The organism is Kribbella sp. NPDC056951 (assembly GCF_042674205.1).
Taxonomy (GTDB): Bacteria; Actinomycetota; Actinomycetes; order Propionibacteriales; family Kribbellaceae; genus Kribbella; species Kribbella yunnanensis.
Map to the genome: position 1 here is coordinate 205,063 of NZ_JBHUQZ010000002.1, position 26,626 is coordinate 231,688.

Consider the following 26,626-nt stretch of genomic DNA (forward strand, 5'->3'; position numbering starts at 1 on the left):
TGTCATGAAACGTCGCACCTTCCTGGCCGGCGCCGTCGGCGCGATCGGCGCCACGGCCGTCGTGGTCAGATCGGCCGAAGCCGCTACGGTGACCTCGCTGGCCGCCCTGCAGTCGGCCATCAACTCGGCCACCGCCGGTTCCACGATCACCCTGGCGAACGGCTCGTACGCCGTCGGCTCCAGCGGCATCACCATCACCGGCCGCAACGGCACCACCACCTCGCCGATCACCATCCAGGCCGAGAGCCGCGGCGGGGTAACGCTCACCGGCTCGAAGAGTTTCGTCTTCTCGAAGTCGTCGAACATCACCATCAGCGGCTTCGTCTTCAAACAGACCTCGACGCTTGACCTGGCGGCGGGGTCGAACCGGATCCGGTTGACGCGCAACGAGTTCGCCCTCGGATCGGCCGCGAGCCACTCGGTCGTCGTACGGGGTGATGACGTGAAGATCGACCGGAACATCTTCCGCGACAAGTCCACCGTCGGCTGTTACCTGGTGATCGACGGTCCCTCGAACAACGACCCGCAGAACGAGACGATTGCCCAGCGCACCTACATCCTGCGCAACCACTTCCGCGACCACACCTTCAGCGGCGAGAACGGCGGCGAGGCGATCCGCCTCGGCGTCAGCAGCCGCGCCCTCGCCGACGCCGACGCGACCGTCGAGTACAACCTGTTCGAACGTGCGAACGGCGACCCCGAAGCGATCTCGGTGAAGTCGTCCGGCAACACCATCCGCTACAACACGATCCGCAACAGCCTCGGCGGCATCGTGCTCCGCCACGGGAACGGCAGCCGGGTCGAGAGCAACTACATCCTTGCCGGTGACAACGGCATCCGCATCTACGGCAACGACCACCTGATCGTGAACAACTACGTCGACGGCGTCACCGGCTCCAACAGCGCCGGCATCGTCCTCGGCAGCGGCAGCGAGCGCGACCACACCCCCGGCGAGTCCGAGACCGCCCGCAAAGGCAACGACGCCCCCGACCGCGTCGTCATCGTCCTCAACACCCTGCGCAACAACACCAAGGCCATCGCCGGCGAAAGCAACCGCACCATCCCGCCACTGGCCTGCCAGATCCGCGACAACCTCCTAGTCGGCACCACCGGCAACCTGACCGACCTGCCCTACCAATCCGGCATCACCTTCTCCGGCAACATCCTCTGGGGCGCCGCCTCCAACGGCACCATCCCCTCCAGCGGCTTCACCCGAGCCGACCCCAAACTCACCTCCACCTCCGACGGCGTCTACCGCCTCGCCTCCGGCAGCGCCGCCATCAACGCGGTGAGCGCGAACCACTCAAGCCGCGTCACCGACGACGTAGACGGCCAAGCCCGCACCGCGCCGTACGACGTAGGCGCCGACGAGTACTCAACCGCCACCCCCACCCGCCGCCCCCTAACTGCGGCGGACGTAGGCCCCAACGCGGTCTAGTACGTGATCTCGGTCGTCGCCGCCCCGAAAGCCCTCAGGACGGCGGCACCGAACTCACCCGCATCCCGCCAATCCGGCACCACCAGCGGTTCGTCCGGGGAGCGGCTGATGTGTGACGTGCCATAGCTCGCCTTGTGGATCGTGTAGAGCAAGGCCTCGTACGAACCTGGGGTACCTTCCAACCCCACCTCAAGCGAGCCGGCATACAAGGTCGGCCAGTCGATGCCTGCGTAGGCGAGGAACCTCTTCAGTTCGTGCTGCGGGTTGTCATCAGTCGTGCTGGACAAGCGATCGAGCGCTTTCGCCACAGCCACACCTAGTTCGTAGGCCCCAGCGTCCGCCTGCACCCTGGCGAACGGCTCGGTCGTAGCAATCCCGCTCCGATCCGCCAAGTACCTACGAGAATGCCAGAGGATCTCACCACGGAAGAGATACCCGCTCATCAACAAGACAGCCGGCGGCTCTTCCTCGTCCGGCCCGAACCCACCATCCTGCCTCCGCCACGAGCTGCCCATGTCGTCGTCCAGGCTCGCCCGCAGCAACGGCCCAGCCAACTCCTGCGCCGCCCGCGCCCGCCGATCCCGCAACAACATCATGGACACGACGTGCTCCGCAAAGATCCCCCGAAGCAACTCATCCGGACTCCCCAGCCCCAGCTCCACCACTTCGAACCACGCCGTCAGCAGAGTCTCATCCTCGCTCTTCAGCCCGTCCGCGAAGATCTGATCCACGAACACCTCGCCGATCAGCACATCCGCGGTCGCACCCTCCGAGTACTTCGCCACCCGAACCGCCCAGACCACGACCATGTAGTCAGGAAACCGCAGCTCCAGAAACTCAGGAAGCGACCGGCAGGTCAGTGGTTCACTCATACAGCGCCGGTGCCGTGGGACAGTAACTCCAAATCGACGAGAATCTCCGCGACCTGCCCATCGGCATTCAGCCCGAGCCAGACTTCGTAGACTCCGTCGCCCATGCCGCATTCGTAGATGATGGCATTGGCCCCGGTGGCTTGATCCTCGATCAAGACATAGAGATCGCGCCGGAGTACGTCGGAAACCTCGTCCCACCAGTCGTCATTCTCCTGTCGTGCGGTAAGCCAATCTTTCGCGGAAAAGTCGAAGAAGCTCGCCGTACCGCTGTCCACCGCGAAGCCGAGCGCCACACTCTGATCGGATCCCGACGGAAAAGCGGGCCTCCAGTGCGTCACCGGATCATCCGAGACATGAACCTTGGAGGCGCATACCTTGCTCCGCGGAACAGCACCGGAAGCAGGTGCCTGACGCCAGACCGACACCAGGAGGGAAACCGGGTAGCTGCCGGTCGGCACCTTCGCCGCTACCGCATCCGATTCTTCCAGCGGATTGATCGACCAGGCAGGATCGGCAGCGACGACCATTCCGGTCGGAAAATGCACAGCACCCGCAGAAATGACCTCTGTTTCACTTTGCGATCCACTCGACCAAGAATACCGGTCGCCCGCGCGAAAGATGACAGAATAGCCTTCCATGATTCTCATCTCTAGTCGAATCCATGAATCAATTAGCGGCTAGTCTGGCAAGTCTGCGAAGAATTTTTCCACATTGTAGTTCGCTATCAAGCGCGCCAAGCCTACGGGCGTTTGTCCATGCTTGTTGACTGTGCGAGGGTCCGCGCCGCGCTCACGCAGTAGGGTTATCAACTCGCCGGCACCTTGAGAGTTGGCAACCGCAACGAACAGCGGCGTATTTCCGAAGCGATTCACGATACTCAGAGAAGCGCCCCGGTCGAGCAGTATCCGTGCCGCTTCGACTGCATTCGCCTGACACGCGAGATGCAGCGCCGTGAATCCTTGAACATCCTGGGCATCGATATCGTCACCATTATCGAGGCGACTGACGAGCCGCCTGGAATCATTCTCCAATGCGGCATAGTGCAATTCGGTCCGAAGGTACGGGTCCGATTCTTTCATCGTCAACTGACCACGGCGTCAGATCACGGTGGGTTGGGTGTTGCCGGCTTCGGTGATGCCTCGGCGCATGTCTACTCGGCTGAGGAGGATTAGGCCGACTAGGAAGAAGAGGCCTAGGGCGACGATGGCTGGGCGGTAGGAGCCGGTGATCTGGTGGACTAGGCCGAAGACGAGGGTGCCTAGCCAGGAGGTGCCGCGTTCGCCTGCCTGGTAGAGGGAGAAGTACTCGGCTTCGCGGCCCTCCGGGATGAGCTGGCTGAAGGCTGAGCGGGACAGGGCCTGGGTGCCGCCTAGGACGATGCCGATCGCGACGCCCATTGCGAGGAACGGGACGACCTGGCGTTCGGGGAGCATGAAGCCGGCGATCACGATGACCATCCAGAGCACGAGGCCGCCCATGATCGTGCGCTGGCTGCCGAAGCGGCGGGCGAAGCGGCCGAAGGCGAGGGCTCCGAAGAAGGCGACGAACTGGACGAGCAGGATGGTCATGATCAGGATCTGCGTCTCGAACCCCAACTGCTTCTCGCCGTACGTCGAGGAGACCGAGATGACCGTCTGGATCCCGTCGTTGAAGAACAGGTAGGCGACGAGGAACAGCAGGGTCATCGGGTAGGCGCGCATGTGGGTGAGCGTGGCGGCGAGTTGACCGAAGCTCTGCTTGAACAGACTGCCGCTGCGCACCGGTACGACGTTCGTCGGCGGCCGGTTGCGGAGTTTGAGGAACGGGAAGAACGTGAACGCGCCCCACCACAGGCCGGCGCTGAGCAGACTGAGCCGGACTGCCGTGCCCTGGCTGAGACCGAGTGCGTCGTGAGCGGTCACGACGCCGAGGTTGATCGCGAGCAGGATGAAGCCGCCGAGGTACCCGAACGCCCAGGCGCGCGACGAGACGTCGTCGCGGTCGTCGGGCGGGGCGATGTCGATCAGGATCGAGTCGTACACGACCATCGACGAACCCAGACACAGGTTGCCGATGAACAGCAGCAGCGCGCCGAGCTCCCATCGGCCGCCGCCGACAAAGACCATGCAGCACGCGGCCAACGCACCCGCCCACGCGAAGCCGCACATCAGCAGCTTCTTGCGCTCGAGCCGGTCCGCGATCGCGCCAACCACCGGCAGGAACAACGCCGAGATCAGGGTCGCGACCGTGACCACGTAGAACGCGAGTGAACCGGGGGAGATACCGAGCCCGAGTACGTCGAGATTGGTGTGACACGGCTTGTCCGACGTACCGACGTACCCGCAGGCTGCGGTCTCGGCGACCGACGTCAGGTACGGCGCGAACAGCACCGTGCCGACCGTGGTGACGTACCCGGAGTTGGCCCAGTCGTAGAGGCTGAAGCCCCAGTACTCCCGCTTGTCGACTCCGGCGGGGGCGGAGAGAAGTCCCATGCGCAGAGTGTGGCAGCTTCCCGGGACCAAGAAGAGGACCTTGTCAGGAACGTGACCCTGCCGCGTCAGCCGCCGCCAGCCCGCCCCTGGTTATTGCGATGCACAAGGACAGGACGTAGTTGTCTACGTATAGGCCGCCGCACGCCTGCGTCCGGGACCGGTGGCCCCGAATCGGGGGACACCTCCTGTCGTTAGGGCCACTGGCCTCGTTCGATGAGGACGTCGCGGAGGAGGTCGGTGCGGTCGGTGATGAGGCCGTTGATGCCGGCGTCTAGGAGGCGGCGCATGGTGGCGGGGTCGTCGACGGTCCAGACGTGGATCTGTTTGCCGGCGGACTGGGCGCGGTCGATCAGGCCGGGGGTGAGGACGCGGAGGGACTTGTACTTCTCGGGGATCTGCAGGCAGGCGCCCTTGGACGGGAGGGCGATCGGGAGGAATCGCAGGAGTGCGGTCTCCAGGTCGCCGTAGCCGGTGCAGAGGCGGGGGCCGAGGAGTTTGCGGATGCGGCGGACGCGGGACTGGGAGAACGACGAGACGCAGATCCGGTCGATCGCGTTCGCGGACCGCAGTACGTCGGCTGCCGGGGCGAGGCCGTTCTCCGCCTTGATGTCGAGGTTGAAGCGGATGTCGGGGAAGTGTTCGAGCAGGTCGTCGAGGCGGGGGATCGGCTCGTGACCGTTGATCTTCGCCTGGCTCACCTCCGACCACGGCAGCTCGGCGATCACGCCGGTCCGGTCGGTGACCCGGTCGAGGACGTCGTCGTGGAACGCGATCACGACGCCGTCGCTGGTCGCGTGCAGGTCGGTTTCCAGGTAGCGGTAGCCGAGGCCGACCGCGTGCTCGAAGGCGTGCAGCGAGTTCTCGTAGCCGATCAGGTCCGGGTGCTTGGCGCCGCCGCGGTGCGCCATCGCGATCGGACCGTCGTGGTCGAGGTAGGGGTACACGTCAGGAATTATGTACCGTTTGGCTGGTGACGGTACTCAGCCCCCGCCCAGACCTGTGGACCCTCGACCCCGACGTGGTGCACCTGAACCACGGATCGTGGGGCGCCGTCCCACGCCGTACCCAGGAGGTCCTGAGCGCCCTGCGCGCGGAGGCCGAGGCGAACCCGATGGTGTGGTTCCGCTCCGTCCCCGCCCGGCTGACCGCGGCCCGGCTCGAGCTCGCGGCGTTCCTGGAGGCGGATCCGGACGGCTTTGCGCTCGTCTCGAACGCGAGCGCCGGCATCACGGCGGCCTTCGCCACGGTGCCGATTCCTCGGGGCAGCCGGATTGTCACCACTAACCACGTGTACGGCGCCTCCCGGTTCGCCGCCGAGCGTGTTGCGCGGGCTCGGGGTGCGGAACTGCTGGTGGTCGAACTGCCGATGCAGGCGGACGACGACACGGTGGTCGCGCTGATCGAACCCGCGCTGGTCGGTGCGGCGGCGCTGCTCGTCGACCACATCAGCGCTGCGACCGGGACGATCCTGCCGGTTGCACGACTGGTCGAGCTTGCGCACGATCGCGACGTACCGGTCATCGTCGACGGTGCTCACGCGCCCGCGTTGATCGACGCACCGACCGGTGATGGTGCCGACTTCTGGACGGGCAACTTCCACAAGTGGCCGGCCGCGCCGCGAGCGACGGCCGGGCTGGTGGTGGCTGAGCGGTGGCGCGAGGCGTCGTACCCGTTGATCACTTCGTGGTCCGAGTACGACGAGCGGTTGCCGGAGCGGTTCGACATGCAGGGTACGCAGGACTACGCGGCCTGGATCGCGGCGCCGGAGTCACTCCGGGTGCTGGCCGATCTGGAATGGTCGGTACGGCGGCCGCAGATCACCGCGATGCTCGAGGAAGGGGCGCGTTTGGTGGCGAAGGCGCTCGGTACGTCGGTCGGTGAGGTGGCGAACCCGGCCCCGACCCTGCGACTCGTCGAGCTGCCGATGGTGGTCGCGGATGCCGAACCTTTCAAGGAACACGTGTCGCGCGAACTGCAGATCGAGATCACGCTGACGGGCTTCGAGGGCCGCTCGTACATTCGGCTCTCCGCGCACGCCTACAACACCCCCGAGTGCTACCGGAAACTGTCGGAGGGCCTACCTAGAGTCCTCGGGTGAACGATATCCAAGCTTCGTACAACGCCGCGGCCACCGACTACCACGAACGACTGAAGGACTTCGTCGCCAAGGGTGTGGCCGAGCGCATGATGCTCAGCTACTTCGCCGAAACCGTGCAGCCCGGCCCGATCGGAGACCTCGGCTGCGGCACCGGCCGCATCACGGCCTATCTCGCGGCGGCCGGTCTGGACGTGTTCGGCATCGACCTAACTCCAGGCATGATCGCGGTAGCCCGCGAGGCCTACCCGGACCTGCGGTTCGAGGTCGGCTCGATCTTCGACCTGGACCTGAAGGACGACGAGCTAGCCGGTGCCCTCCTCTGGTACTCGCTCGTCCACACAACCCGCGACGAGCTGCCAACCGCGTTCGCCGAGGTATACCGGGTGCTGCAGCCGGGTGGACACCTGGTGTACGGCTACAAGGCGGCCCCCGGCGCCGGATCTGGGGCGGGCGCCGATCGCCTCACCACCGGATCTGGGTCGGGTGCCGCGAGCTACCACCTCGCCTCGGCCTATGGCCACCCCGTCGACCTCGACGTCTACCTGCAGGAGCCGGCGGACGTGGCCGCCCTTCTCGCGGATGCTGGTTTTGAGGAGGTGGCCACGCTCACCCACGCGCCTGAGTGGGGTGAGAAGCAGCCGCAGGCTTATGCGCTGGTGCGCAAACCGGCTAGGCCGTGACGAGGTCTATTGAGTCGAGTTCGGCGAAGCAGGTTCGGAAGGTGAACTTGAAGGTGTTGGCTCCGGCCTTCAGGCTGACGTCGAGGGCTCGCTGCGTCCACGCCTCCCACCCGTACGACGGGTAGTCGACCACCACCGCGGCTGCGCCGTTGACGCTCAGGTTGTGTGAGCACGGACCACCCGTCCCGTTCCCACCACGGATGAGCACCCGGAAGTTTCCCGCGTACGGCGCATTGACCGTGACAGTCGCGGAACTCGTGGCGTCGTCGATCCACCCGGCCTTGCCGTTGTTCGAGGCCGAAGGAGTCACCGCGCTGTGCGCTTTCCCGGCGAACACCGCCGTCTCGGCCTCGAAGCGGATGATTGGCGAACCCTGGAGAGCGGCGTACCACTGCGCAGCCAGCTTGGTGTTGCCGCTGTGGGTGAGGTGGATGCCATCGCTCATCACGTCGGTCGCGGCGAGCGCGCCCCGGCTGTCGACGAAGTGGACCTTCTTTCCCTCGGCGGCCAACCTGCCGACCACAAACGGGAGCTGGTTGTTGAAGGCGGCCGCCCGCGCGTTGGCTCCCGCCTCGGTCATCGGCCCGACCGTCGACACATAAACCGCCAGATCCGGACGTACGGCGTACAAGGTCCGGATCAGGTTCTCGAGCCGGGCCGGCGCAGTCGCCAGGTTGAGGTTCTGCAGCACGTCGTTAGCGCCGGCGTGCAGGAGCACGGTGTCCGGCTGATAGGTCTGCATCCGCTCGGTCGCGACCTGAGTGAGCTGGTCGATCACCCACCCACCGTGACCCTCGTGATTGCGATCCGGCAGATTCGCCGGCGTCGCATCGGTGATCGACCCGACGAAGTCCACCGGCTGCCCCGAACTCGTGAGCATCCAGTACAGATCCGTCCGATAACCACCCGGGATGCTGCCCGCCGTCGTCGACGACCCCAGCGGCATGATCTTGACCGGGGCAGCAGCAGTCGCGGTTTGCGGAGCGGCGGCGGTGAGCGGGAGGAGAGCCGGCAGCATCAACAGCCCGGCCAGGAAGCGTCGCATGCGAGCACTGTCCCAGCCGGGCGTCGCTCCCGGTACACCTTCGATCGACGTCGAATGGACTCAGCCCTTGACAGCTCCGGCCGTCATACCGGCGACGATCTGGCGGTTGAAGAAGAGAAACATGATCAGCGGCGGGATCGTGATCAGCAGGATGTTCATGAACAGCAGGTTGTACTGCGTGGAGAACTGACTCGAGAAGTTGTAGAGGGTCAGCTGGACAGTCGCGTTCCGGTCGCCGGGCAGGAAGTAGAGCGGGTTGGTGAAGTCGTTGAAGACGTTCACCGACTGCACCACCACGACCGTCACCACGACCGAGCGCAGCAGCGGGAAGATCACCCCGAAGAACAGCCGCAGCGGCCCGGCCCCGTCGATGATTGCAGCCTCGTCGAGCTCGCGCGGGATCGTCGACACGAACGCCCGGAACAGCAGGATGCAGAACGACAACCCATACGCGATCTCGATCAGGATCAACCCAGGCATCGTCCGGAACAGCCCGAACTGCTGCAGTACCCAGATCGTCGGTACGACGGCCGGCGGGATGATGAGTCCGGCCAGCACGAGAAAGTTGATGAAACCGTTCCACCGGCTCTTGCGGCGTTGCAGGACGAACCCGGCCATCGCCGCCAGCACCACCATCCCGGTCACGCTGGCCACCGTCAGGATGGTCGAGTTGATGAACGCGATCACCAGCATGTAGTCGCGGGCCTCGACCACTTCGATGAAGTTCTGCACGAACCGGAACTGGTCCGGCCAGGAGAAGTCGAGCAGTGCCGACTGCTGCCGGTCCTTGACCGCGGTCAGCACGATGAACGCGAACGGGATCAGGAACACGACCACCGAGGCGACGATCGCGACCGCGCTCAACGCGAGCTTGCGACCAGGCCGGTGGTTGACCATCTCCGCCGTACTCACAGCTCCACCTCCCGCCGGTTCAGGAACCACGACAGCGGCAGCACGACCGCCGTGACCACGACGAACAGAACGACGTTCCCAGCCGTCGACAGCCCGTAGAAACCGGCCTGGTACTGCTTGTAGATCACCGACGCGATCACGTCCGAGGTGAAGCCGGGACCACCGCGGGTCATCGCCCAGATCAGGTCGAACGACCGCAGCCCACCGATCAGCGACAAGATGATCACGGTCACCGTGGCCGGGCGGGACAGCGGGAGCACGATCCGCCGGAACGTCTCCCACGAACCGGCCCCGTCGACGCGCGCAGCCTCGACGTACTCGCGGGGGATGGAGACGATGCCGGCGATGTAGATCAGGGTGGCCAGGCCGACGCCCTTCCAGACGTCGACCGCGGCCACTGAGAGCAACGCCCACTTCGGATCGGTCAGCCAGCCCGGTCCGTCGATGCCGATCACGCTCAGCGCGCCGTTGATCAGACCGCGTTCCGGGTTCATCAGGACCGTGAAGGTCAGTCCGACACCGATCGTCGAGACCAGGACCGGGAAGAACACCACCGACCGAAGGTAGCCGCGGGCAACGATCTGCGACGTGAGCAGCACCGCCAGCAGCAGACCGAGCACGACCTTCGACCCGGACGTGACGACCGCGTAGATCAGTGTGTTGGTGAAGCCTTTGACCAGCGCCGGCTCCTGGAAGAACAGCTTGAAGTTGTCGAACCCGATGAACTTCGACTCGAACAGACTCCACCGGGTCAGGCTGAAGTAGAGCGAGGCGAAGGTCGGGACCAGGAACAGGACACCGTAGATCAGCGCGGTCGGCAGGTAGAACCAGTTCGAGTAGGGGCGGTACACCCTCACCATCCCGCCAGCCCCAACTGTTGGGCCTGCTTCTTCACATCGTCGTCGTACCGGGCCGCGCCGTCCTTGGCCTTCCGGATGCCGGAGCCGACCTCGACGGTGATCTGCTCGAGCGACGGGCCCTTGACCGGTGAGAGGAACTCCAGCGCGAGGCTGGACGCGCCCGGCTTGTCGAGGTACGGCTGCATGTCCTTGATCGCCTGCGGTACGTCGGTCGGCAGCGTGCACCCCTTGACCGCGTACGGCCCGGTCGGGGGCGCGGCCTTGGACAGGGAGGCGCACCCGTCGGGACTGGCGAAGAAGGCGAGGAACTTCTTCGCCGCCTCGAGCTTGTCGCCGGTGGTGGTCTTCGGGATGTAGTTGCCGTTCGGCGTCCAGACCGTGAGGCCGTTCTTGCTCGCGTCGTCACCAGGCAACGCGAACAGGCCGACGTTCTTGGCCGCCTCCGGATAGGTGCCGACCATGTTCGCGATCGCACCGGACAGCATCGGGTAGTGCGCACCCTTGCCCTGGGCAAGCATCCGCAGACCGTCGGGCAGCTTCGCGGAGGCGAAGTCGGTGTTCTCGTAGCCGGCGTCGTGCACGGCCTGGGTGTGCTCGAACCCCTTCAGGGCCGCGGCGGAGGTTGCGTACTTCGCCTGGTTCTTGGTGTATCGGTCGGCGAAGTCGGGCTCGGCGGCGGACACGTTGTGGAAGTCGCCGAGCACGAACAGCTGCGACGTCCAGGTCTCACCGTAGCTCTGGATGACCGGCGCGACCCCACCGGCTGCCTTGATCTTGGCGTTGTTGGCCATGAACTCGGCCCAGGTCGTCGGGATCTTCAGCCCGAGCTTCGTGTAGACGGGGATGTTGTAGAGCACCGCGCCGCCCTGGTAACCGCCGGTCGGTACGCCGTACACCTGGCCGTCGGCGGTCACCGTCTTCTTGAAGTTGTCGTCGAGGTCGTTCACGTACGGCTGGTCGCTGATCGGCACCAGGTTCTTCTGCGGCGCGATCGCCTGGAACAGCGATCCGGTGTTGTAGCCGAACACCTCCGGCATGTCACCGGTCGACAACCGGGTCTTCACCAGGTTGTCGCCCTCGGCGCCGGCCGGGCGAGTCTCGGTCTTGACCGTGATCCCGGGGTTCTTCGCGGTGAAGTCCTTGATCAGCTGATTGGCTGTCTTGATGTCCTGGTCCTGATTACCGATCAGGTAAGTGATCGTGACCGAGCCCCCACCCGAGTCGTCACTGGAACCGAGACTGCCCGCGCTGCACGCGGTCAGGGCGAGAGAGCCGGCCACCAGTACGGCGGCTACTCGCATGTCTGGGCGGAACGTCATCATGACCTCCTAGGGGATTGGTGCGATGAATCAGTGATTGAGAAGGGCCTCGAGAGCGGCTCTCACGGCGGCGGGATCACCCGCTGCTTCGGCGAGCCCGGTCGCGGATTGATCGAGATAGCGCTCCAGCCGCGCCGCCAGAACGGCGTCGTCTGCGGAGAAACCGCTCTCTAGTGATCCGGTCACGACGGCGCCCCAGGTCGCCTCGTGATCGATCAGCTGCCGCACGGTCGGATCCGCCGGCAGCTCCGCGTTCCCGACGTACGGGTCGGCGGCAGTCCATTCGTGGGTGCCGTGCCCGACCTCGACCGGCTCACTCGACCCCGGTACGTCGACCTGCGCGCGAGCGCCGACCGGAACGGTCACGGAGAGCGCGATCTCGCCGTTGCTCCGACGCCAAGCCACCGCGGCCTCGCCGTACGGCGTGAGGTGCTTGGCGGACGCGTTCTCGAGCTGTCCCGTGATCAGCGGCCTGATCGCGAGAGAGCGGTATCCCGGATCTTTCGGCGCGAGACCGGCGACCCGGCGGTGCATCCAGTCGGCGACCGCGCCGAGGGCGTAGTGGTTGAACGACGTCATCTCGCCGGGGTTGATGCTTCCGTCGGGGAGCATGCTGTCGTAGCGCTCCCAGACCGTGGTCGCACCCATCGTCACTGCGTACAGCCACGACGGGCAGTGTGTCTGCAGCAGAAGGCGGTAGGCGAGGTCGGGATGTCCGGTATCGGCCAAGGCGTCGGCGATCAGCGGAGTGCCGACGAAACCGGTACTGATCCGGAAGCTCGCCGTACGGACGAGGTCCGCGAGTCGCTCACCGGCCCGCTGTCGCTGGTGCTCGGTCGGGAGCAGCGCCCATTGCAGGGCGAGCGCGTAGTTGGTGGCGGCGTCGCTCAGGACGCGTCCGCCTTCGGTGGTGTATTCGGCGGCGAAGGCCTGCCGCACGCGCGCCGCCAGATCGGCGTACTGCGCGGCGGTCTCGGCGTCGCCGACCACCTCGGCGGCCTGGGCAACGACCTCGGCGGACCGAGCCAGATGCGCAGTCGCGAGTACGTCGGGGTCGGCCTTGGCACGGAACGGGTTCTCCGGCGGCGCGGTCGGGTCGAGCCAGTCGCCGAACTGGAAACCGCCCGACCACAGCAGGTTGCTGCCGGCCAAGGCCGTCAACTTGTCCACCCACGCCCGCATACTCGGCAGCTGCCTCGCCAGTAGGCCCGCGTCACCGGTCCGGTGGTAGAGCACCCACGGCACGATCGTTGCCGCGTCACCCCATGCGGCGGTGGCCGGTTCCGGATTGCGCAGGACGTCCGGGATGACGAACGGCACCGAACCGTCCTTCATCTGCTCGGCAGACAGATCGGCCAGCCAGTTGCCGAGGAATCCGGCGGTGTCGAACAGGAAGCTCGCGGTGGGGGAGAACACCTGGATGTCGCCGGTCCAACCCAACCGCTCATCGCGCTGCGGGCAGTCGGTCGGAACATCGACGAAGTTCCCGCGCATACCCCACACGACGTTCTCATGGAACTTGTTCAGCAGCTCGTTCGACGACTCGAACCATCCCGTCCGGCGCAGATCGCTGCCGACGACGACCGCGGTCAGATCCTCGAGGCGAAGATCCGGTACGCCGGTCACCTCGGCGTACCGGAAGCCGTGGAAAGTGAGCGGGGAGTCGAGGACGACCTCGTCCGGACCGGCCAGCACGTACGTGTCAGTGGCCTTGGCCGTGCGCAGCGGACGCACCCCGAGCTCGCCGTTCTCAAGAACCTCGGCATGCCGAACGACGATCTCGTCACCGGCCGCACCACCTCGCACGGTGAGCTGGACGCGGCCGACGAGGTTCTGGCCGAAGTCGATCAGCGTCTTCCCGCTCGGAGACACAGAGAGCGCTCTCGCCGGGAGTTTCTCGGTGATCCGAACCGGCGGTCCGTCCGGGGCCACGAGCAACCCGAGATCGGCATCGAGAACGTCGACAGGGGAGGCGGTTCCCGGTGTCCGGCGCAGGTCGGTGCGCTGACCGTCGTACAGATCATCGGCCAAGATCGCGCTCTCTCGGGCGTTCCAGGTGTCATCGGTGCCGAAGGTGTGAACGCGGCCGTCGCCAGTGGTGACCTCAAGCTGCGCGAGAACCGCGAGCCGCGTGCCGTACACCTGAGACTGATCACGAAAGCCGAGCCGCCCGCGATACCACCCGTTGCCGACCAGGAACTCAAGCTGGTTGTCGCCGGCCTGGACCAGATCGGTCACGTCGTAGGTCTGATAGCGCAGCCGATGCTCGTACGCCGTCCACCCGGGCGCCAGCTCGTCGTCGCCGACGCGACTGCCGTTGAGCTCAGGGATGTAGATGCCGTGCGAGGTGACATAGAGCCGCGCCGCGGTGATGTCCCTCGGGAGATCGAGGGAGGCGCTGAGCAGGGGAGCGGGAGAGCCGAGAGCGTTCTCCCGCGGACTGATGAAGCGTGCGCTCCAGTCGTCCGGACTAAGTAGACCGGCTTCGACATGAGCCGATTCACTCCATGAACTCCACTCGTCGGCACCACGCACCCGGATCCGGACACCCGCGCGTTCCCGCGAGGCCAGTGGCTCACCAGGCCACGGGACAAGCACTTGCTCGGCGGACTCCACGACGTACGACTGCGTCGTCGTACCGGTGATCTCGACCTCGTACGCCGTCTGCACGTAGTCGGCGGGTGCGGTCGCGATCTGCCAGGACAATCGTGGGGTGGCAGTGCCCAGCCCGAGCGGGACGTCGGTCCGGTGTTCGAAGCGGATGCTGCTCGGTGCGGCGAGATTCGGCATGAGGCTCCAACCGTTGCGAATGAAACGATTCAGAGCCAGCTTGCTGTGGTCCGGCGCGGAGAACTAGCCCGGAGTGCACGAGACCTAGCACGAAATGAACCTCGGCCCCTATGGTGAGGCATGGGCGACGAGCCGGTGCGGCATCGCGGCACCCTGCTGCACTTCATCGACGGGGCGATCGTGCACGCGGGCCCGCATCTGCACGCCGAATCGCACCCCTTGCACACGCACAGCTTCTTCGAGGTCGCGCTGGTGATCGGCGGCACCGGTGTCCATCACAGCCAGGCCGGGCGGCAGCGTCTGGAGCTAGGCGACGCGGTCCTGTTGCGGCCCGGCGTGTGGCACGAGTACGTGCAGTGCGACGATCTCGAGGTCTACAACTGCTGCTTCTCGGCAGACCTGGTACGGCGTGAGCTGGCCTGGACCCGGGAAGATCCGCTGCTCGGGTATCTCCTGTGGACCGGGCCGTTCTCCGAGCAGCGCCGCGGTGTGCTGAGCACACATCTGGAGGGCGAAACCTTCGCCGAGGCGAAGCGGCATCTGGACGGACTCCGGTCGTTGCGCAACCAGCCGCTCGGCCGGCATCGCGGTGATCTCATCGGCTGGCTGTCGCTGTACCTGAGCTGCCTGGCCCGGACGGTTGCCGAGCGCAACGATCTTCGTCCGCAGACGCATCCCGCCGCACTGGATGCGATGCGGTTGCTGGAGGCCGACCCGGCGCGGCCGTGGACACTGACCGATCTGGCCCAGGAGCTGCACCTGGCGCCGGGCTATCTGGTGCGGCTGTTCAAGTCGGCGACCGGACTGCCGCCGATGGCCTATCTATCGCGGCATCGCGTGGAGCTGGCGGCGGTCCAACTGCTGCACACTGACCTGCCGGTGAGCCGGATCGGGGAGGCGGTCGGCTGGCCGGATCAGAACTACTTCGCCCGCCGGTTCAAGTCGCACTTCGGGCTGAGCGCCAGCACGTATCGACAACGTTTCAATACGCCGAAGCGGTTCGTGACGTCGAAGGTCAGCTCTTCTGGCTCGTGATCAGCAGCTCCAGGCCGTCCAGGATGCGCTCGAGACCGAACTCGAGCCCTTGGTTGGTCCGACCGGCTGACTGAAGAGCGTTAGCCAGGCTCGGGAAGCGATCGGCGTGGGTCGTGAGGATCTCCGCGAAGGCTCCGACGAACGCCTCCTCGGTGAGTCCCTGACGGCCGCCAGGCTGTGAGGTGGTCTGCAAGGCGAGGGTGCGTACATGGCCGGCCAGCACCAGGATCGCGTCGAGCTGCTCACTGCCATTCAAGCCGGATCCGGTTAGGGCCTGGACGCCGCGCTCCATCCACGTCAGTTCGTTCGGACCGACCAAGCGGCGGCCGATGGTCGACAGCAGCAACCAGGGATGCCGCGTGAATCCGTCGTAGAGGTCCATCGACCAGGCGTGCAGTGCCTCGCGCCAGGGGAGCTCGGGGCGTTCGGGTGGGGCGCCCATCGCAAGGTCGCTCATCACCGCGACCAGCTCGGCCTTGCCGGGGACATGCCGGTAGAGCGCCATCTTGGTGACCGGCAGGTCGTCCGCGACCCGCTGCATCGACACCGCGTCGAGCCCCTCGGCATCGGCGATCCGGATCGCGGCCTCGGCGATCCCGGCCAGCGTGACGGCCGGCTTCGGGCCGCGGCTCGGCGGCTGGGCCGTGCCCCACAGCAACTCGGTCATCCCGGCGGTGCCCTTCCCTGATCGGTTGATCTGTGTCTACCATACACATTATTGTGTCCACCGGACACAGTTAACTGTGAGGAGCAGATGCGATGAAGATTCTGGTGTCAGGAGCGAGCGTGGCCGGTCCGTCGGTCGCCCTCTGGCTGGGCCGCGCGGGACACGACGTCACGGTCGTCGAGATCGCCCCCGCACTACGCAAGGGCGGGTACGCCGTCGACTTCCGGGGCGAGGTGTTCCTGACCGTCCTCGAGCGGATGGGCGTCCTCAAGGATCTTCGCGAGCGACAGACCGGCGGTACGGCGATGCGGTTCGTCGACGAGTCGGGTCGGCAGCTGATGCGGTTGCCGGCCGAATTCGCGGGCGGCGAGCTCGAGGTCCTGCGCTCCGACTTGTCGCAGGTGCTGTACGAGCACGGTCGCGACACAGCGTCGTACCGGTTCGGTGACTCGATCGCGAGCCTGCATGAGACGGCGGGCGGGGTGGACGTGACGTTCGAGAGTGGACTGGAGGAGACGTACGACCTGGTGATCGGTGCCGACGGCATGCATTCGGTGGTGCGCAGACTCGCGTGGCCGCGTGAGCAGGTGACCGAGCGTCACTTGGGCTACTACGTGGCCGGCTGGGAGGTACCGAACACACTCGGCGCAGTCGAGGACTCGTTGCTGTACAACGTGCCGGGCCGGATGGCCGGTGTTGGTGTGGACAGGCGTGATCCGTCGCTGGCGGGGACGCTGTTCGTCTTCAAGTCGCCGGTGCTGACCTATGACCGACGCGATCGCGACCAGCAGAAGGCGATCATCCATGAGCACTTCGCCGACCTCGGCTGGCGCGTCCCGGAGCTGCTCGCAGCGTTGCCATCAGCAACGGAGTTGTACTTCGACTCGATCAGCCGCGTGCACGTGGACCGCTGGTCGACGAACCGGGTCGTGCTGCTCGGTGACGCCGGGTACGGCGCAACCTTCGGAGCACTCGGCACCGGTACGGCGGTCGTCGGGGCGTACGTCCTGGCGGGGGAGCTGGGCGTAGGTCGCGAGGGTGCGTTCGAGCGCTATGAGGCCAGGTTGCGCAAGGCGACGTCGACGACCCAGGACGGCAGTCAGTCAGGTCGGTTCATGGCACCGCCGAGCAAGTTCGCCATCACCGCCCGCAACCGGATGCTGAACAACCCGTTCCTGTTGCGGCAGATGATCAAGCTGGCTCAGAAGATGAGCACGCTGATCGAACTGCCGGACTACTCAGTGGAGCAGGGGCAGCTTGTGCAGGAATGACTCCCACGAATCCGGCAGCCAGCCGGGTACGCCGAGCACGGCCATGTAGAGCCAGATCGCGATCAGCACGCAGCAGAACAACGCGATGGTGCCGAGCGTCTTCAGCCATGCCGGCTGCTTGCCGGTCCAGGCGGTCAGTGCCTTGACCCAGTCCTTGACCTTGTAGAGCAGCCGTTGGGCCCACTCGAACTCGCTCGCCAGGACCGCCAGACCCGCGATGAACAACGGGATGCCACCCGGTCCGGGTAACCAGCCGGTCAGTGGTGCCGCGATGATCAGCACACCGCCGACCACGCCCACCACGATGCGGTAGATCAGATGCTTCTTCGGATTCGCCCGGATCCGGCGCCGCCACTCCCACCGGTCGTCTTCAGCGTCCAAGGTGATGTTGTGATCAGTGCGGTCGGGACTGTCGTGCTGCTCGGCCACGGAACCACCCTACGTGCTGACCCGGCCGAAATCCCGGAAATAACGCTGACGAATCAGGCGCGCGCGGCGCGGCCGAACTCCCAGTGCCACGGCTCCTCGCGGCTGCCGCCTTGCTCGGCCCATGACGGGTGCACCCAGCCGAATGCGGAGGCCTGCGCCTTCATCCAGCGGTACTGCGTGGTGCCGAACTTGTCGATGCCGCCACAGAGGTCGATCGCGACACCCCAGCCGTGGTTCGACGTACCGGGAAGCGCGGCCAGGGACGGCTTGCGTGCGTACAGGCTGACCTGAGCCTGGTACGAACGGTAGGAGTCGGTGATGCAGAGCGACTTGCCGAAGGCCTTGCGGTAGGAACCGGCGAGCTGCAGGTAGGCCGCGGCGGCGTCGCAGCGCAGCATGTGACCGTTGCCGATCGCACACAGTTTGCTGGACGGGATCATGCCGTTGCTGTAGCCGCCCCAGCCGGTTGTCGCGGATCCGGTGGCCAGGAACGGCATCGGGTTGACCGGGTCGCCGCCGATCCGGACCTCGAAGTGCAGGTGCGGGCCGGTGGAGTTGCCCTCGCTGCCGACCGCGCCGATCCGCTGACCGGCGACGACCTGTTGACCGTCGGTCACGTTGACCTGGCTGAGGTGGGCGTAGAGGGTTTCGAACCCATCGCCGTGATCGATCCGGACCAGGTTGCCGGCCCAGCTCGGGTGCTCGACCCGGACAGTGCCGGCAGTGACCGCACGGACCGGCGTACCGATCGAGGCCGGGAAGTCCTGGCCGGTGTGGAAGCCGCTCGACCACATCGCGCCGGACTGACCGAACGGCGTACCGATCTCGTAGGTCCCGTCGGCGAGCGGCCACGTCCACGCGCCGGTGCCGACATTGACCGACGTACCGGTGTTGCCGCAGCGGAAGTTGACCGCGTTGGTGCCTGCCGTCGGCGCGACCTGCGCCTTGGTGGGTGCCCCGAGGGTCGGGCGCAGGGCGGCCCAGAGGTTCTGCGGGACCGGCGTCACGACGACCGAGCCCTTGGACTCGTCGGACGCGATCATCTCGTCGTTGTCGAGGGCGATGCCGATGTGGACCAGGCCGAGCGACCGGCTGCCCATCAGCATGATGTCGCCGGGCTGGATCTGGTCCGGCGGGACCTGCTGGTAGCCGGGGTAGACCTTGCTGATCGTGTTCGGCAGTTTGGCGAACGGCGCCCAGGCGGCGCGGGTTGCGCCGAGACATCCGTACTGGTCGGGGCCGCTGGCATCGATCGCGTACGCGCGGCCGACCAGGTTGAAGGCCTGGTTGACTGCGCGGATCGTCTCGGACGAGAGCACCCGGAGGGTCTTGCCGGCGACCGTCACCGAGGCTGCGCCGGGAACCGGCTGACCACCGGCGACGAGTGGGCTCAGGCCGGCCGGGAGCGCGGCCGGGTTCTTGATCGTGGCGGCGGGCGGCAGCGCCACCTTGGCCGTGGTGAGCTCGCTCAGGTAGGCCTGCCAGCGCAGGAGCGCCTGCTGGTTGCGGGCCAGCTGCAGCTGCCTCGACAGCTCGGACGCGCCGTCCAGCTCCGGGAGCTGGTCGATGGCACGCGACGCGGCATCGGCCGCCTTCTGCTTCACCTCGTTGCCGAGCTGCTGCGCCCGTTCCGCCGCGGCCTTGGCAGCGCCGCGCTTGCTGCCGGCCTCGGCCTTGGCCTTGTCGGCCTCGGCGCCGGCGTTCATGGCCTTGTTGTACTGCGAGGTCTGCGTCGTACCGAGCTGCTGGATCGCGGTCTGCCGGTCAGCGATCTCCTGCAGATTCTCCGCGACCGGAGCCAGCGACCACAGGATCGACTCCGCACCGAGCTGAGTCGGTACGCCGAGTTGGTACGCCTGCGCGGTGATCACACCGAGCTTGCGACGCTCCTCGTCGGCCCGGCCGGTGGAGCTGTTCGCCGTGGTCTCGGCCTTCTTGGCGGCGGCTTCAGCGACCTCGGCGGCCTTGAGCGCGTTCGTGTAGGCGATGGTCGCCTTGGCGAAATCAGCCTGCAGTACGGCGGCCTCGGCCTGGAGCTGCTCGAGTGAGCGCTTGACGTCCGTGACGGAGGCCGGTGGGGGAGGCGTGGGCGTGCCGGCATAGGCGGGCAGCGCCACCACTGCCAGCACCGTGCCGAGCGCCGCGAACCGCAGCCCCCGACGGTTCCCCAGAACCATCAGGCTCCCCATTGTCGTCTCGCCTCACTTGCGCAGGCCGGACGAACCCCCGCGCTGCCCCAGCGTAAGCCGCGAACGGTCCTGACGAAACCCCACTTCACGCAGTGTGACCAATTGGACCACCAGCCTGCCCGATCGTCACTGTGCTGGGGCGACCGACTAAAGTTCAGGTCATGGCCTCGCACTTTGACGTTGTTGTCCTCGGCGCAGGTCCGGGTGGGTATGTCGCGGCGATCCGCGCGGCTCAGCTCGGGCTCAAGACCGCCATCATCGAGAAGAAGTACTGGGGCGGTGTCTGCCTGAACGTGGGCTGTATCCCCAGCAAGGCGCTGCTGCGGAACGCGGAGCTCGCGCACATCTTCCGGACGGAGGCGAAGACCTTCGGTATCAGCGGTGAGGTCAGCTTCGACTTCCCGACCGCCGTCCAGCGCAGCCGCAAGGTCGCCGACGGCCGGGTCAAGGGCGTCCACTTCCTGATGAAGAAGAACAGCATCACCGAGTTCGACGGGTGGGGCTCGTTCACGGACGCGAACACCATCGACGTGACGCTGAACGACGGTTCCTCGGAGACCGTCACCTTCGGCAGCTGCATCATCGCCACCGGCGCCACCACCAAGCTGCTGCCGGGCACCCAGCTGTCCGACCGCGTGGTCACCTACGAGGAGCAGATCCTCACCGAGGACCTGCCGGGCTCCATCGTGATCGCCGGCGCCGGCGCGATCGGTGTCGAGTTCGCGTACGTCCTGGCCAACTACGGTGTCAAGGTCACCATCGTCGAGTTCCTCGACCGGATGGTCCCGCTGGAGGACCCGGACGTCTCCAAGGAGCTCGCCCGGGCCTACAAGAAGCTCGGTGTCGACGTCCTCACCTCCACCCGGGTCGACTCGATCGACGACTCCGGCTCGTCGGTCAAGGTCACGGTGACCGGCAAGGACGGCGCGCAGAAGACGATCGAGGCCGACAAGGTCATGCAGGCGATCGGCTTCCAGCCGCGCGTCGACGGCTACGGCCTCGACAAGACCGGCGTACAGCTCACCGAGCGCGGCGCGATCGGTATCGACGGTCTCTGCAAGACCAACGTGCCGAACATCTTCGCCATCGGTGACGTCACCGCGAAGCTGATGCTCGCGCACGCCGCCGAGGCGATGGGCGTGATCGCCGCCGAGACGATCGCCGGCCACGAGACCATGGAACTCGACTACGCCATGATCCCGCGGGCTACCTTCTGCCAGCCGCAGATCGCCAGCTTCGGCTACACCGAGGAAGAGGCGAAGAAGCTCGGCCACGAGGTGAAGGTCGCCAAGTTCCCGTTCACCGCCAACGGCAAGGCCCACGGCCTGAACGACCCGAACGGTTTCGTCAAGGTCATCAGCGACGCCAAGTACGGCGAACTCCTCGGCGCGCACCTGATCGGCCCCGAGGTCACCGAGCTCCTCCCCGAGCTCACCCTCGCCCAGAAGTGGGACCTCACCACCAAGGAACTGGCGCGCAACGTCCACGCCCACCCGACCCTGTCCGAGGCCCTCCAAGAAGCCTTCCACGGCCTCGAAGGCCACATGATCAACTTCTGATCACCCCCGACCGGGCGCCCGCGGACCCCTCCGCCGGCGCCCGTTCGCATACCCCGCGCACGGTGCGATCCCTCCCCGAACCGGTGGCTGAGGTGCGTGCTGCTCGAGTTCTGCGCTGTCCGGGGGATTTTGGGACTCGGTGACGAGAATCCCTCGGCTAACGCACCCAGGACCCCGAGGTCGCGGGCGCGTGTCACCTTGAGCACGCATCGACCACGCGAGCCCCGCTGAAACGGTCGAGCCGTGCTCAAGGTTGTCGGGCCGGCTCACCTTGAGCACGCATCGACCACCGTCCGGGCGCGTACATGGTTGATCCGTGCTCAACGTCGTACCGGGTCGGGGCTTGGTGGGGTGCGGAGGTGGCGGGCGGTGAGGGCGGCGGTGGCTAGAAGGAGGGCGGCGCTGACGGTGGCTGAGAGGTGGAAGGCGTCGGTGAAGGCGTCACGAGCCGCTGGTACGGCGAGTGCTTCGCGCGTGAGGTCGGTTGCGCCGGTCTGGTGGCGGTAGGCGACAGTGATCAGGCTGCCGAGCAGCGCGATGCCTAGTGCGCCACCGAGTTGTGGAGCTGTCGAGGCGATGGATGCGGCGGTTCCGGCGCGCTCAGTGGGAGCGGCGCCGATGATGAGGTCGGTGGCCAACGCCATGGTCGGCGCGAGACCGGCCGAGATGATGATCGAGCCGGTGACGAGTAGGGGGAGTGGGCCGGTCGCAATCAGTACGCCGAATCCTGCGACCGCCAGCGTGAGTCCGCCCGCGATGACTATGCCCGGGGCAATCCGGCGAGCCAGTCGTGGCGCCAGGAGGGATCCCGCGATCGTGCCGACGGCAGAGGGTGCAGTCCAGAGACCCGCGGTGAGCGGATCGAGTCCGTGCACGAGCTGCAGGAACTGGGCGATCGCGTAGTTGACCGCCCAGAGAACGAAGATGGCCAGGGCCAGCGCGATCGACGCCGTACTGAAGACGCGGCTGGTGAAGAGGTGCAGGTCGATCATCGGATCGGGTAGCCGTTGCTGCCGGACGACGAACATGACCCCGAGGATCACCCCACCGGCGACAGCGACCAGCCATTGCCAGGCGAACCCGTCTGCGGCCAGGTGCTTGAGCCCGTAGACGATCGGCAGGATCGCGGCCATCGACAGCACAGCGCTCAGCGGGTCGAGTCGCTTGCCGCCCGGTGCGCGGTACTCCGGCAGCAGCCGTGGACCTGCGATGAGCAGCGCAACCATGATCGGGACGCCGATCAGGAACACCGCTCCCCAGTGGAAGCTGTCGAGCAGCCAGCCGCCGACGAGCGGCCCGATCGCGGTACCGCCGGAAACGCTCGCGACCACGATCCCGATCGCGACACCGCGCTGGGCCGGGTTCTTGAACATGGCCGCGACCAAGGCGATCACCGAAGGCATCAGCGTCGAACCGGCGACACCCATCAGGGCCCGGGCCGCGATCAGTACGCCGGGTCCGGTGGCGAACGCGGCCAGCACGGAGGCGACGCCGTACAGGGCAGCGCCTCCGAGCAGCAGCCGGCGCCGTCCGATCCGGTCGCCCAGTGTGCCCATCGTGATCAGCGAGCCCGCGAGCAGGAAGGCGTAGACATCGACGATCCAGAGCAGTTCGGAACCGCTGGGGTGCAGGTCGGCCGCGATCGAGGGCAGGGCGAGATGGGTCACGGTCAGCTCGAGCGACGCGAGCAGGGCGGGCAGCGCGAGTACGCCCAGTCCGACCCACTCCCGCCGCCCGGCACGGCCAACCTCAACGTTGGTTGATGTCATGTCGACGAGCATCAACCCTCAACTTAAGTTGAGGTCAAGGCCGCGCGGAGTTTCGGATACCCAGGAGCAAGAGCAGCGAGAATTTCGGCGGCTCGGGGGAATTGGCGTGAGGTGAGGGCGAATTGCAGACTGCCGAGGCTGCGGGAAAGCTCGGCAGCAACAATTGCGGCCTCGGTCTGACCGATCGCAGCCAACCAGATCGACGCATCGTTGAGACGGCGTACGCCGGCAGGTCCCGCGAGCCCAGCCAAGTGGCCGCGGATGCCGTCGTTCTCGGCGGCGAGCAGCGCGGCCATCTGTTCGACGGCTTGCTGTGAGTCGCGAGCCAGCCAGTCGCGGGCATGTGGAAGGGACGCGCGCAGGGCGTCCTCGACGGAAACCTGACGCTGGCGCTCGAAGTCGGTGCGGAGGATGTAGGAGCCTTCCACCGACGTGATCTCGTCCGCTCGCCAGGCTTCGAGGAATTGCTGGATCGGTAGCGTGGCATAGGGAAAACCGTCTGGATCATGGAAGACGACCACGTCATCCGTGACCTCGACGACGACCACCCAGTGGTCACCGCCGACGGCCTTACCCGGCGACCACGGCTGGTGCGTGAGGAGGCCGATGTCGACCGGGCCGACGAGAGCTGGGCAGCTCTCGCGCAGCCTGACCAAGGCCTCCTCAGCAGATCCGCCGGACGTCCGCTGGCAGGTCCAGCCGAGCAGGTCGATGGCTCGGTCGAGGCCGAGGTCAGGCTGCCAGCCGGGCGGATCGAACCAAGGCAGCCCGGTGTCCTCGATCTGCGCGCCGAACGGCGAACCGGTCAGCACCTCGACCGCTGTCATCGGTACGTCGCGAATGATCATTGCCAGGGAATTCGCATAACAATAGGCGCCGGAGCCCAGATAATTCGTCGTCATGCGCAGATAGTGGCATTTTCGGAATTCGTTGTCACGGGAAGCGGTAGAAAGTCTGCAGCGGCTCACCCGGGTAGTGGATGTGCAGCGCGAGGCCGGGAGCGGCGTCGGTGTCGACGATCGTGCCGCTGGCCGGGGCAGGCTCGAAGGGGAGCGTGACGGTCGACCGGATGCCAGGTGCGCCCAGGACCGGGTGACCGGCGAACGTCGTGACGACGGGGTTGTGCACGTGCCCTGTCAGGATCGCGGTGACCGGCTTGTCGACGAGGACGGCTTCGAGGGCTTCCTGCGAACGCAGCAGCCACTGGTCCATCTCCGGGTGGTGCATGACGAGCGGCGGGTGGTGCATCGCCACGAACACCGGACCGTCGAACGGCTCCCGCAGTACGGCGTCCAACCAGGCCAACGAATCCTCGGAGAGCAAGCCGTGGTCCTCACCCGGCACCGTGCTGTCGACCAGCACGAACCGCGCACCGGCGGCCTCGCGCACCTGATGAATCGGGTGACCGTCGCCGGGGGAGTCCAGGTAGTCGGCAAGCCCGACCCGCAACGGCGAGCTGACATCGTGGTTCCCCGGCAGCACGAACACCGGTACGCCGGTCGGCAGCTCGGCCGCCAGTTCGTCGTACTCGGCCGGCAATCCGTGATCGGCCAGATCCCCACTCACCAGTACGACGTTCACCGGCGTACTGAACTCGCGCAGGTACGCCGTGATCCGGCGCAGCCGATCGCGGGGCGTGGTGGTCCCGTCCAGATGAGGGTCACTGAGGTGTGCGATGACGATCATCGTTCGACCCTAACCGCAGAACCCGGTCGGCAGATCGCTGCACGGGACGAGTCCGCCGCGCTCCAGGACCGGACGAGCCTGCGTCGAGCCGATGTAGTCGAGGAACGCCGCGGTGAGCGACTTCGGGTCGGGCGTCTTGTAGGTGTAGGCGTGCTCGACCTCCCAGAACCGGTACGACCGGTCTTCCACCTTCGCGGTGTCCGGCGCGACCTTGTCGATCGTCGCGATCGAGATCTGCGGATATTTCCGCGCGCTGCCGAGTTCGGCGTACCCGATGCCGCCGTCGATCTCGTTGACCCGGGTGAGCAGCTCCTCCGTCGTACCGACCTCGCAGCGGTGGTACTTCGCGACCGCGTCGTCGTCGCGGGCGCAGTCGTCGGACGAGATCCCGAGCTCCTGATCACCGGCGAGAACCTTCTCCCGGAACACTCGGCGCGATCCCGAATCCGGCCCGACCCGGCTGACCATCCGGATCGGCAGGTCGCGGCCGCCGAGCTGCTTCCAGTTGGTGAGCTTGCCGCTGTAGATGTCGCGCAACTGCGTCGTACTCACCCCGGTGACATCAGCCGACCGGTTCACGACCACGGCGAACACGACCACTGCCACCGGTTCGCCACGCAGCTCGGGTGCGCTCTCGGCCGGGCCGTCCGACATCGCGATCTGCCGGCTCGCCTGCTCTGCGTCTTTGCCGCCGAGCTCGGCCAGGCTGCGGACGCCGCTGCGGCTCCCGTTCGCGGCGATGGTGATGTCGGCGTTCGTGCACTCGGCGGCATAGGCCGTCCGCAACTCCCGCATCGTCGGCTCCACCGCGGTCGAGCCGATCACCCGCAGCTGACCCGATGAGCAGTCGTCCGGCGGCTTGAGCACGTCGACGAGGAAGAACGCCACGAGCGCCCCGACCAGCATGAGCGACAGTGCGCCGAACAGCAGCGTACGGCGACCCGGCCCGCGCGGCCGCGGTTCGTGGTAAACCCCGCCGCCGGTCGATCCGCCAGCCAAGTAACCCGAGTGGCTGACGCCCTGACCGGTCCCCGACAGCACCAGCAGGAACTTGAAATGGTCGCCCCGATTGATCGCGATCCGCGGCAGCACGAGCTTGCTGGTGTCGACGAAGTTCGCCGGTGACAGCCGCCGTTCGAGCATCTCGCCGAGCGAACTCGGATGCGCCTCGGTCACCTTCAGCCCGACGATCTTGCGATCCGGGAACGCGAACGCCACCTTCTCGTGCATGTCCTGCGGGTCGATGTCCATCCCGCCGGCGTTGTCCAGCCGCAGCAGCACGATGCTCGGATCTGTCACCACCGACCCCTGGTGACGGACCTCGACATCCACCATCCGCTGGGTCTGATCGGCCCGCGGATAGACCCCGATCCGCGCGTCCACCTGCACGCGGTAGACCAGCCGCTTGCGGCGCAGGACATAGCGGTCGACGAGCCAGGCGATCGCCGTACCGATCAAGGCAACGGCAGCGATGACGGTTTCGAGATTGACGGACGCGAAACCAGAGAAGTCGAACAACGTGCCCCCACTTCAGCG

23 protein-coding genes are annotated in these 26,626 nt (G+C 66.5%); 6 read left to right on the forward strand and 17 right to left on the reverse strand.

Annotated features, from left to right (window positions below):
- Positions 1 to 4 precede the first annotated feature (4 nt).
- Complete coding sequence (locus ACFTSF_RS08495) at positions 5 to 1,438, forward strand: polysaccharide lyase 6 family protein (protein WP_380153237.1); 1,434 nt, start codon at positions 5 to 7, stop codon at positions 1,436 to 1,438.
- Here the strand turns inward: ACFTSF_RS08495 and ACFTSF_RS08500 are convergent.
- The 5 genes from ACFTSF_RS08500 to ACFTSF_RS08520 all read right to left on the reverse strand — a co-directional run bounded on the left by ACFTSF_RS08500 (position 1,435) and on the right by ACFTSF_RS08520 (position 5,725).
- A complete protein-coding gene (locus ACFTSF_RS08500) occupies positions 1,435 to 2,310 on the reverse strand; it encodes a hypothetical protein (RefSeq protein WP_380153238.1) in 876 nt (291 codons plus the stop codon). The two genes, ACFTSF_RS08495 and ACFTSF_RS08500, sit on opposite strands and share 4 nt — an antisense overlap.
- Positions 2,307 to 2,957 carry a DUF4241 domain-containing protein gene (locus tag ACFTSF_RS08505; RefSeq protein WP_380153239.1) on the reverse strand — a complete coding sequence of 217 codons (651 nt, stop codon included), beginning with the start codon at positions 2,955 to 2,957 and terminating at the stop codon, positions 2,307 to 2,309. Before ACFTSF_RS08505 ends, ACFTSF_RS08500 begins: the two co-directional genes overlap by 4 nt.
- A 30-nt stretch (positions 2,958 to 2,987) precedes the next feature.
- Entirely contained in the window at positions 2,988 to 3,389 is a 402-nt protein-coding gene (locus tag ACFTSF_RS08510) for an ankyrin repeat domain-containing protein (RefSeq protein WP_380153240.1), read from the reverse strand.
- Positions 3,390 to 3,407: 18 nt separating this feature from the next.
- Positions 3,408 to 4,781 carry an MFS transporter gene (locus ACFTSF_RS08515; RefSeq protein ID WP_380153241.1) on the reverse strand — a complete coding sequence of 458 codons (1,374 nt, stop codon included), beginning with the start codon at positions 4,779 to 4,781 and terminating at the stop codon, positions 3,408 to 3,410.
- A 191-nt stretch (positions 4,782 to 4,972) separates the two neighbouring features.
- A complete protein-coding gene (locus tag ACFTSF_RS08520) occupies positions 4,973 to 5,725 on the reverse strand; it encodes a glycerophosphodiester phosphodiesterase (protein WP_380153242.1) in 753 nt (250 codons plus the stop codon).
- A gap of 26 nt (positions 5,726 to 5,751) precedes the next feature.
- Between ACFTSF_RS08520 and ACFTSF_RS08525 the strand changes: the two genes are divergently transcribed.
- Positions 5,752 to 6,879, forward strand: a complete 1,128-nt coding sequence (locus ACFTSF_RS08525) for an aminotransferase class V-fold PLP-dependent enzyme (protein WP_380153243.1) — start codon at positions 5,752 to 5,754, stop codon at positions 6,877 to 6,879.
- On the forward strand, positions 6,876 to 7,559 hold the full coding sequence (locus ACFTSF_RS08530; protein WP_380153244.1) for a class I SAM-dependent methyltransferase: 684 nt from the start codon (positions 6,876 to 6,878) through the stop codon (positions 7,557 to 7,559). The genes ACFTSF_RS08525 and ACFTSF_RS08530 overlap by 4 nt, the downstream gene beginning before the upstream one ends.
- On the opposite strand, the gene ACFTSF_RS08535 is transcribed toward ACFTSF_RS08530, so the two are convergent.
- The 5 genes from ACFTSF_RS08535 to ACFTSF_RS08555 are packed head-to-tail and all read right to left on the reverse strand — an operon-like array spanning position 7,549 to position 14,485.
- Complete coding sequence (locus ACFTSF_RS08535) at positions 7,549 to 8,604, reverse strand: GDSL-type esterase/lipase family protein (RefSeq protein WP_380153245.1); 1,056 nt, start codon at positions 8,602 to 8,604, stop codon at positions 7,549 to 7,551. The genes ACFTSF_RS08530 and ACFTSF_RS08535 overlap by 11 nt on opposite strands.
- Positions 8,605 to 8,664: 60 nt before the next feature.
- A complete protein-coding gene (locus ACFTSF_RS08540; RefSeq protein WP_380153246.1) occupies positions 8,665 to 9,516 on the reverse strand; it encodes a carbohydrate ABC transporter permease in 852 nt (283 codons plus the stop codon).
- Positions 9,513 to 10,376 (reverse strand): sugar ABC transporter permease, encoded by an 864-nt coding sequence (locus ACFTSF_RS08545; RefSeq protein WP_344147294.1) that lies wholly within the window; start codon positions 10,374 to 10,376, stop codon positions 9,513 to 9,515. Before ACFTSF_RS08545 ends, ACFTSF_RS08540 begins: the two co-directional genes overlap by 4 nt.
- On the reverse strand, positions 10,370 to 11,695 hold the full coding sequence (locus ACFTSF_RS08550; protein WP_380153247.1) for an ABC transporter substrate-binding protein: 1,326 nt from the start codon (positions 11,693 to 11,695) through the stop codon (positions 10,370 to 10,372). The genes ACFTSF_RS08545 and ACFTSF_RS08550 overlap by 7 nt, the downstream gene beginning before the upstream one ends.
- 30 nt (positions 11,696 to 11,725) lie before the next feature.
- A complete protein-coding gene (locus ACFTSF_RS08555) occupies positions 11,726 to 14,485 on the reverse strand; it encodes a family 78 glycoside hydrolase catalytic domain (protein WP_380153248.1) in 2,760 nt (919 codons plus the stop codon).
- Between the two features lie 120 nt (positions 14,486 to 14,605).
- Here ACFTSF_RS08555 and ACFTSF_RS08560 point away from each other — a divergent pair, with 120 nt between their 5' ends.
- Positions 14,606 to 15,520 (forward strand): AraC family transcriptional regulator, encoded by a 915-nt coding sequence (locus tag ACFTSF_RS08560; protein ID WP_380153249.1) that lies wholly within the window; start codon positions 14,606 to 14,608, stop codon positions 15,518 to 15,520.
- On the opposite strand, the gene ACFTSF_RS08565 is transcribed toward ACFTSF_RS08560, so the two are convergent.
- On the reverse strand, positions 15,501 to 16,187 hold the full coding sequence (locus ACFTSF_RS08565; protein ID WP_380153250.1) for a TetR/AcrR family transcriptional regulator: 687 nt from the start codon (positions 16,185 to 16,187) through the stop codon (positions 15,501 to 15,503). The two genes, ACFTSF_RS08560 and ACFTSF_RS08565, sit on opposite strands and share 20 nt — an antisense overlap.
- Positions 16,188 to 16,279: 92 nt before the next feature.
- Here ACFTSF_RS08565 and ACFTSF_RS08570 point away from each other — a divergent pair, with 92 nt between their 5' ends.
- Positions 16,280 to 17,458, forward strand: a complete 1,179-nt coding sequence (locus tag ACFTSF_RS08570) for an FAD-dependent monooxygenase (protein WP_380153251.1) — start codon at positions 16,280 to 16,282, stop codon at positions 17,456 to 17,458.
- Here ACFTSF_RS08570 and ACFTSF_RS08575 read toward each other — a convergent pair.
- Positions 17,426 to 17,887, reverse strand: coding sequence for a PGPGW domain-containing protein (locus tag ACFTSF_RS08575; RefSeq protein WP_344147313.1), 462 nt, complete (start codon positions 17,885 to 17,887; stop codon positions 17,426 to 17,428). The two genes, ACFTSF_RS08570 and ACFTSF_RS08575, sit on opposite strands and share 33 nt — an antisense overlap.
- Before the next feature lie 53 nt (positions 17,888 to 17,940).
- Positions 17,941 to 20,064 carry a peptidoglycan DD-metalloendopeptidase family protein gene (locus ACFTSF_RS08580; protein WP_380153252.1) on the reverse strand — a complete coding sequence of 708 codons (2,124 nt, stop codon included), beginning with the start codon at positions 20,062 to 20,064 and terminating at the stop codon, positions 17,941 to 17,943.
- Positions 20,065 to 20,237: 173 nt separating this feature from the next.
- Between ACFTSF_RS08580 and lpdA the strand changes: the two genes are divergently transcribed.
- Entirely contained in the window at positions 20,238 to 21,635 is a 1,398-nt protein-coding gene (gene lpdA / locus ACFTSF_RS08585) for a dihydrolipoyl dehydrogenase (RefSeq protein WP_344147319.1), read from the forward strand.
- 320 nt (positions 21,636 to 21,955) lie between these two features.
- Here lpdA and ACFTSF_RS08590 read toward each other — a convergent pair whose 3' ends face one another.
- Genes ACFTSF_RS08590 through ACFTSF_RS08605 form a run of 4 tightly spaced genes read right to left on the reverse strand, consistent with a single transcriptional unit; the run spans position 21,956 to position 26,608 of the window.
- On the reverse strand, positions 21,956 to 23,404 hold the full coding sequence (locus ACFTSF_RS08590) for an MFS transporter (protein ID WP_380153253.1): 1,449 nt from the start codon (positions 23,402 to 23,404) through the stop codon (positions 21,956 to 21,958).
- Between the two features lie 23 nt (positions 23,405 to 23,427).
- On the reverse strand, positions 23,428 to 24,306 hold the full coding sequence (locus tag ACFTSF_RS08595) for a hypothetical protein (RefSeq protein ID WP_380153254.1): 879 nt from the start codon (positions 24,304 to 24,306) through the stop codon (positions 23,428 to 23,430).
- 31 nt (positions 24,307 to 24,337) lie between these two features.
- Positions 24,338 to 25,090 (reverse strand): metallophosphoesterase, encoded by a 753-nt coding sequence (locus ACFTSF_RS08600; RefSeq protein WP_380153255.1) that lies wholly within the window; start codon positions 25,088 to 25,090, stop codon positions 24,338 to 24,340.
- A gap of 9 nt (positions 25,091 to 25,099) precedes the next feature.
- Positions 25,100 to 26,608: a PstS family phosphate ABC transporter substrate-binding protein gene (locus ACFTSF_RS08605; protein WP_380153256.1), complete on the reverse strand. Its 1,509-nt coding sequence runs from the start codon at positions 26,606 to 26,608 to the stop codon at positions 25,100 to 25,102.
- Positions 26,609 to 26,626: the final 18 nt, after the last annotated feature.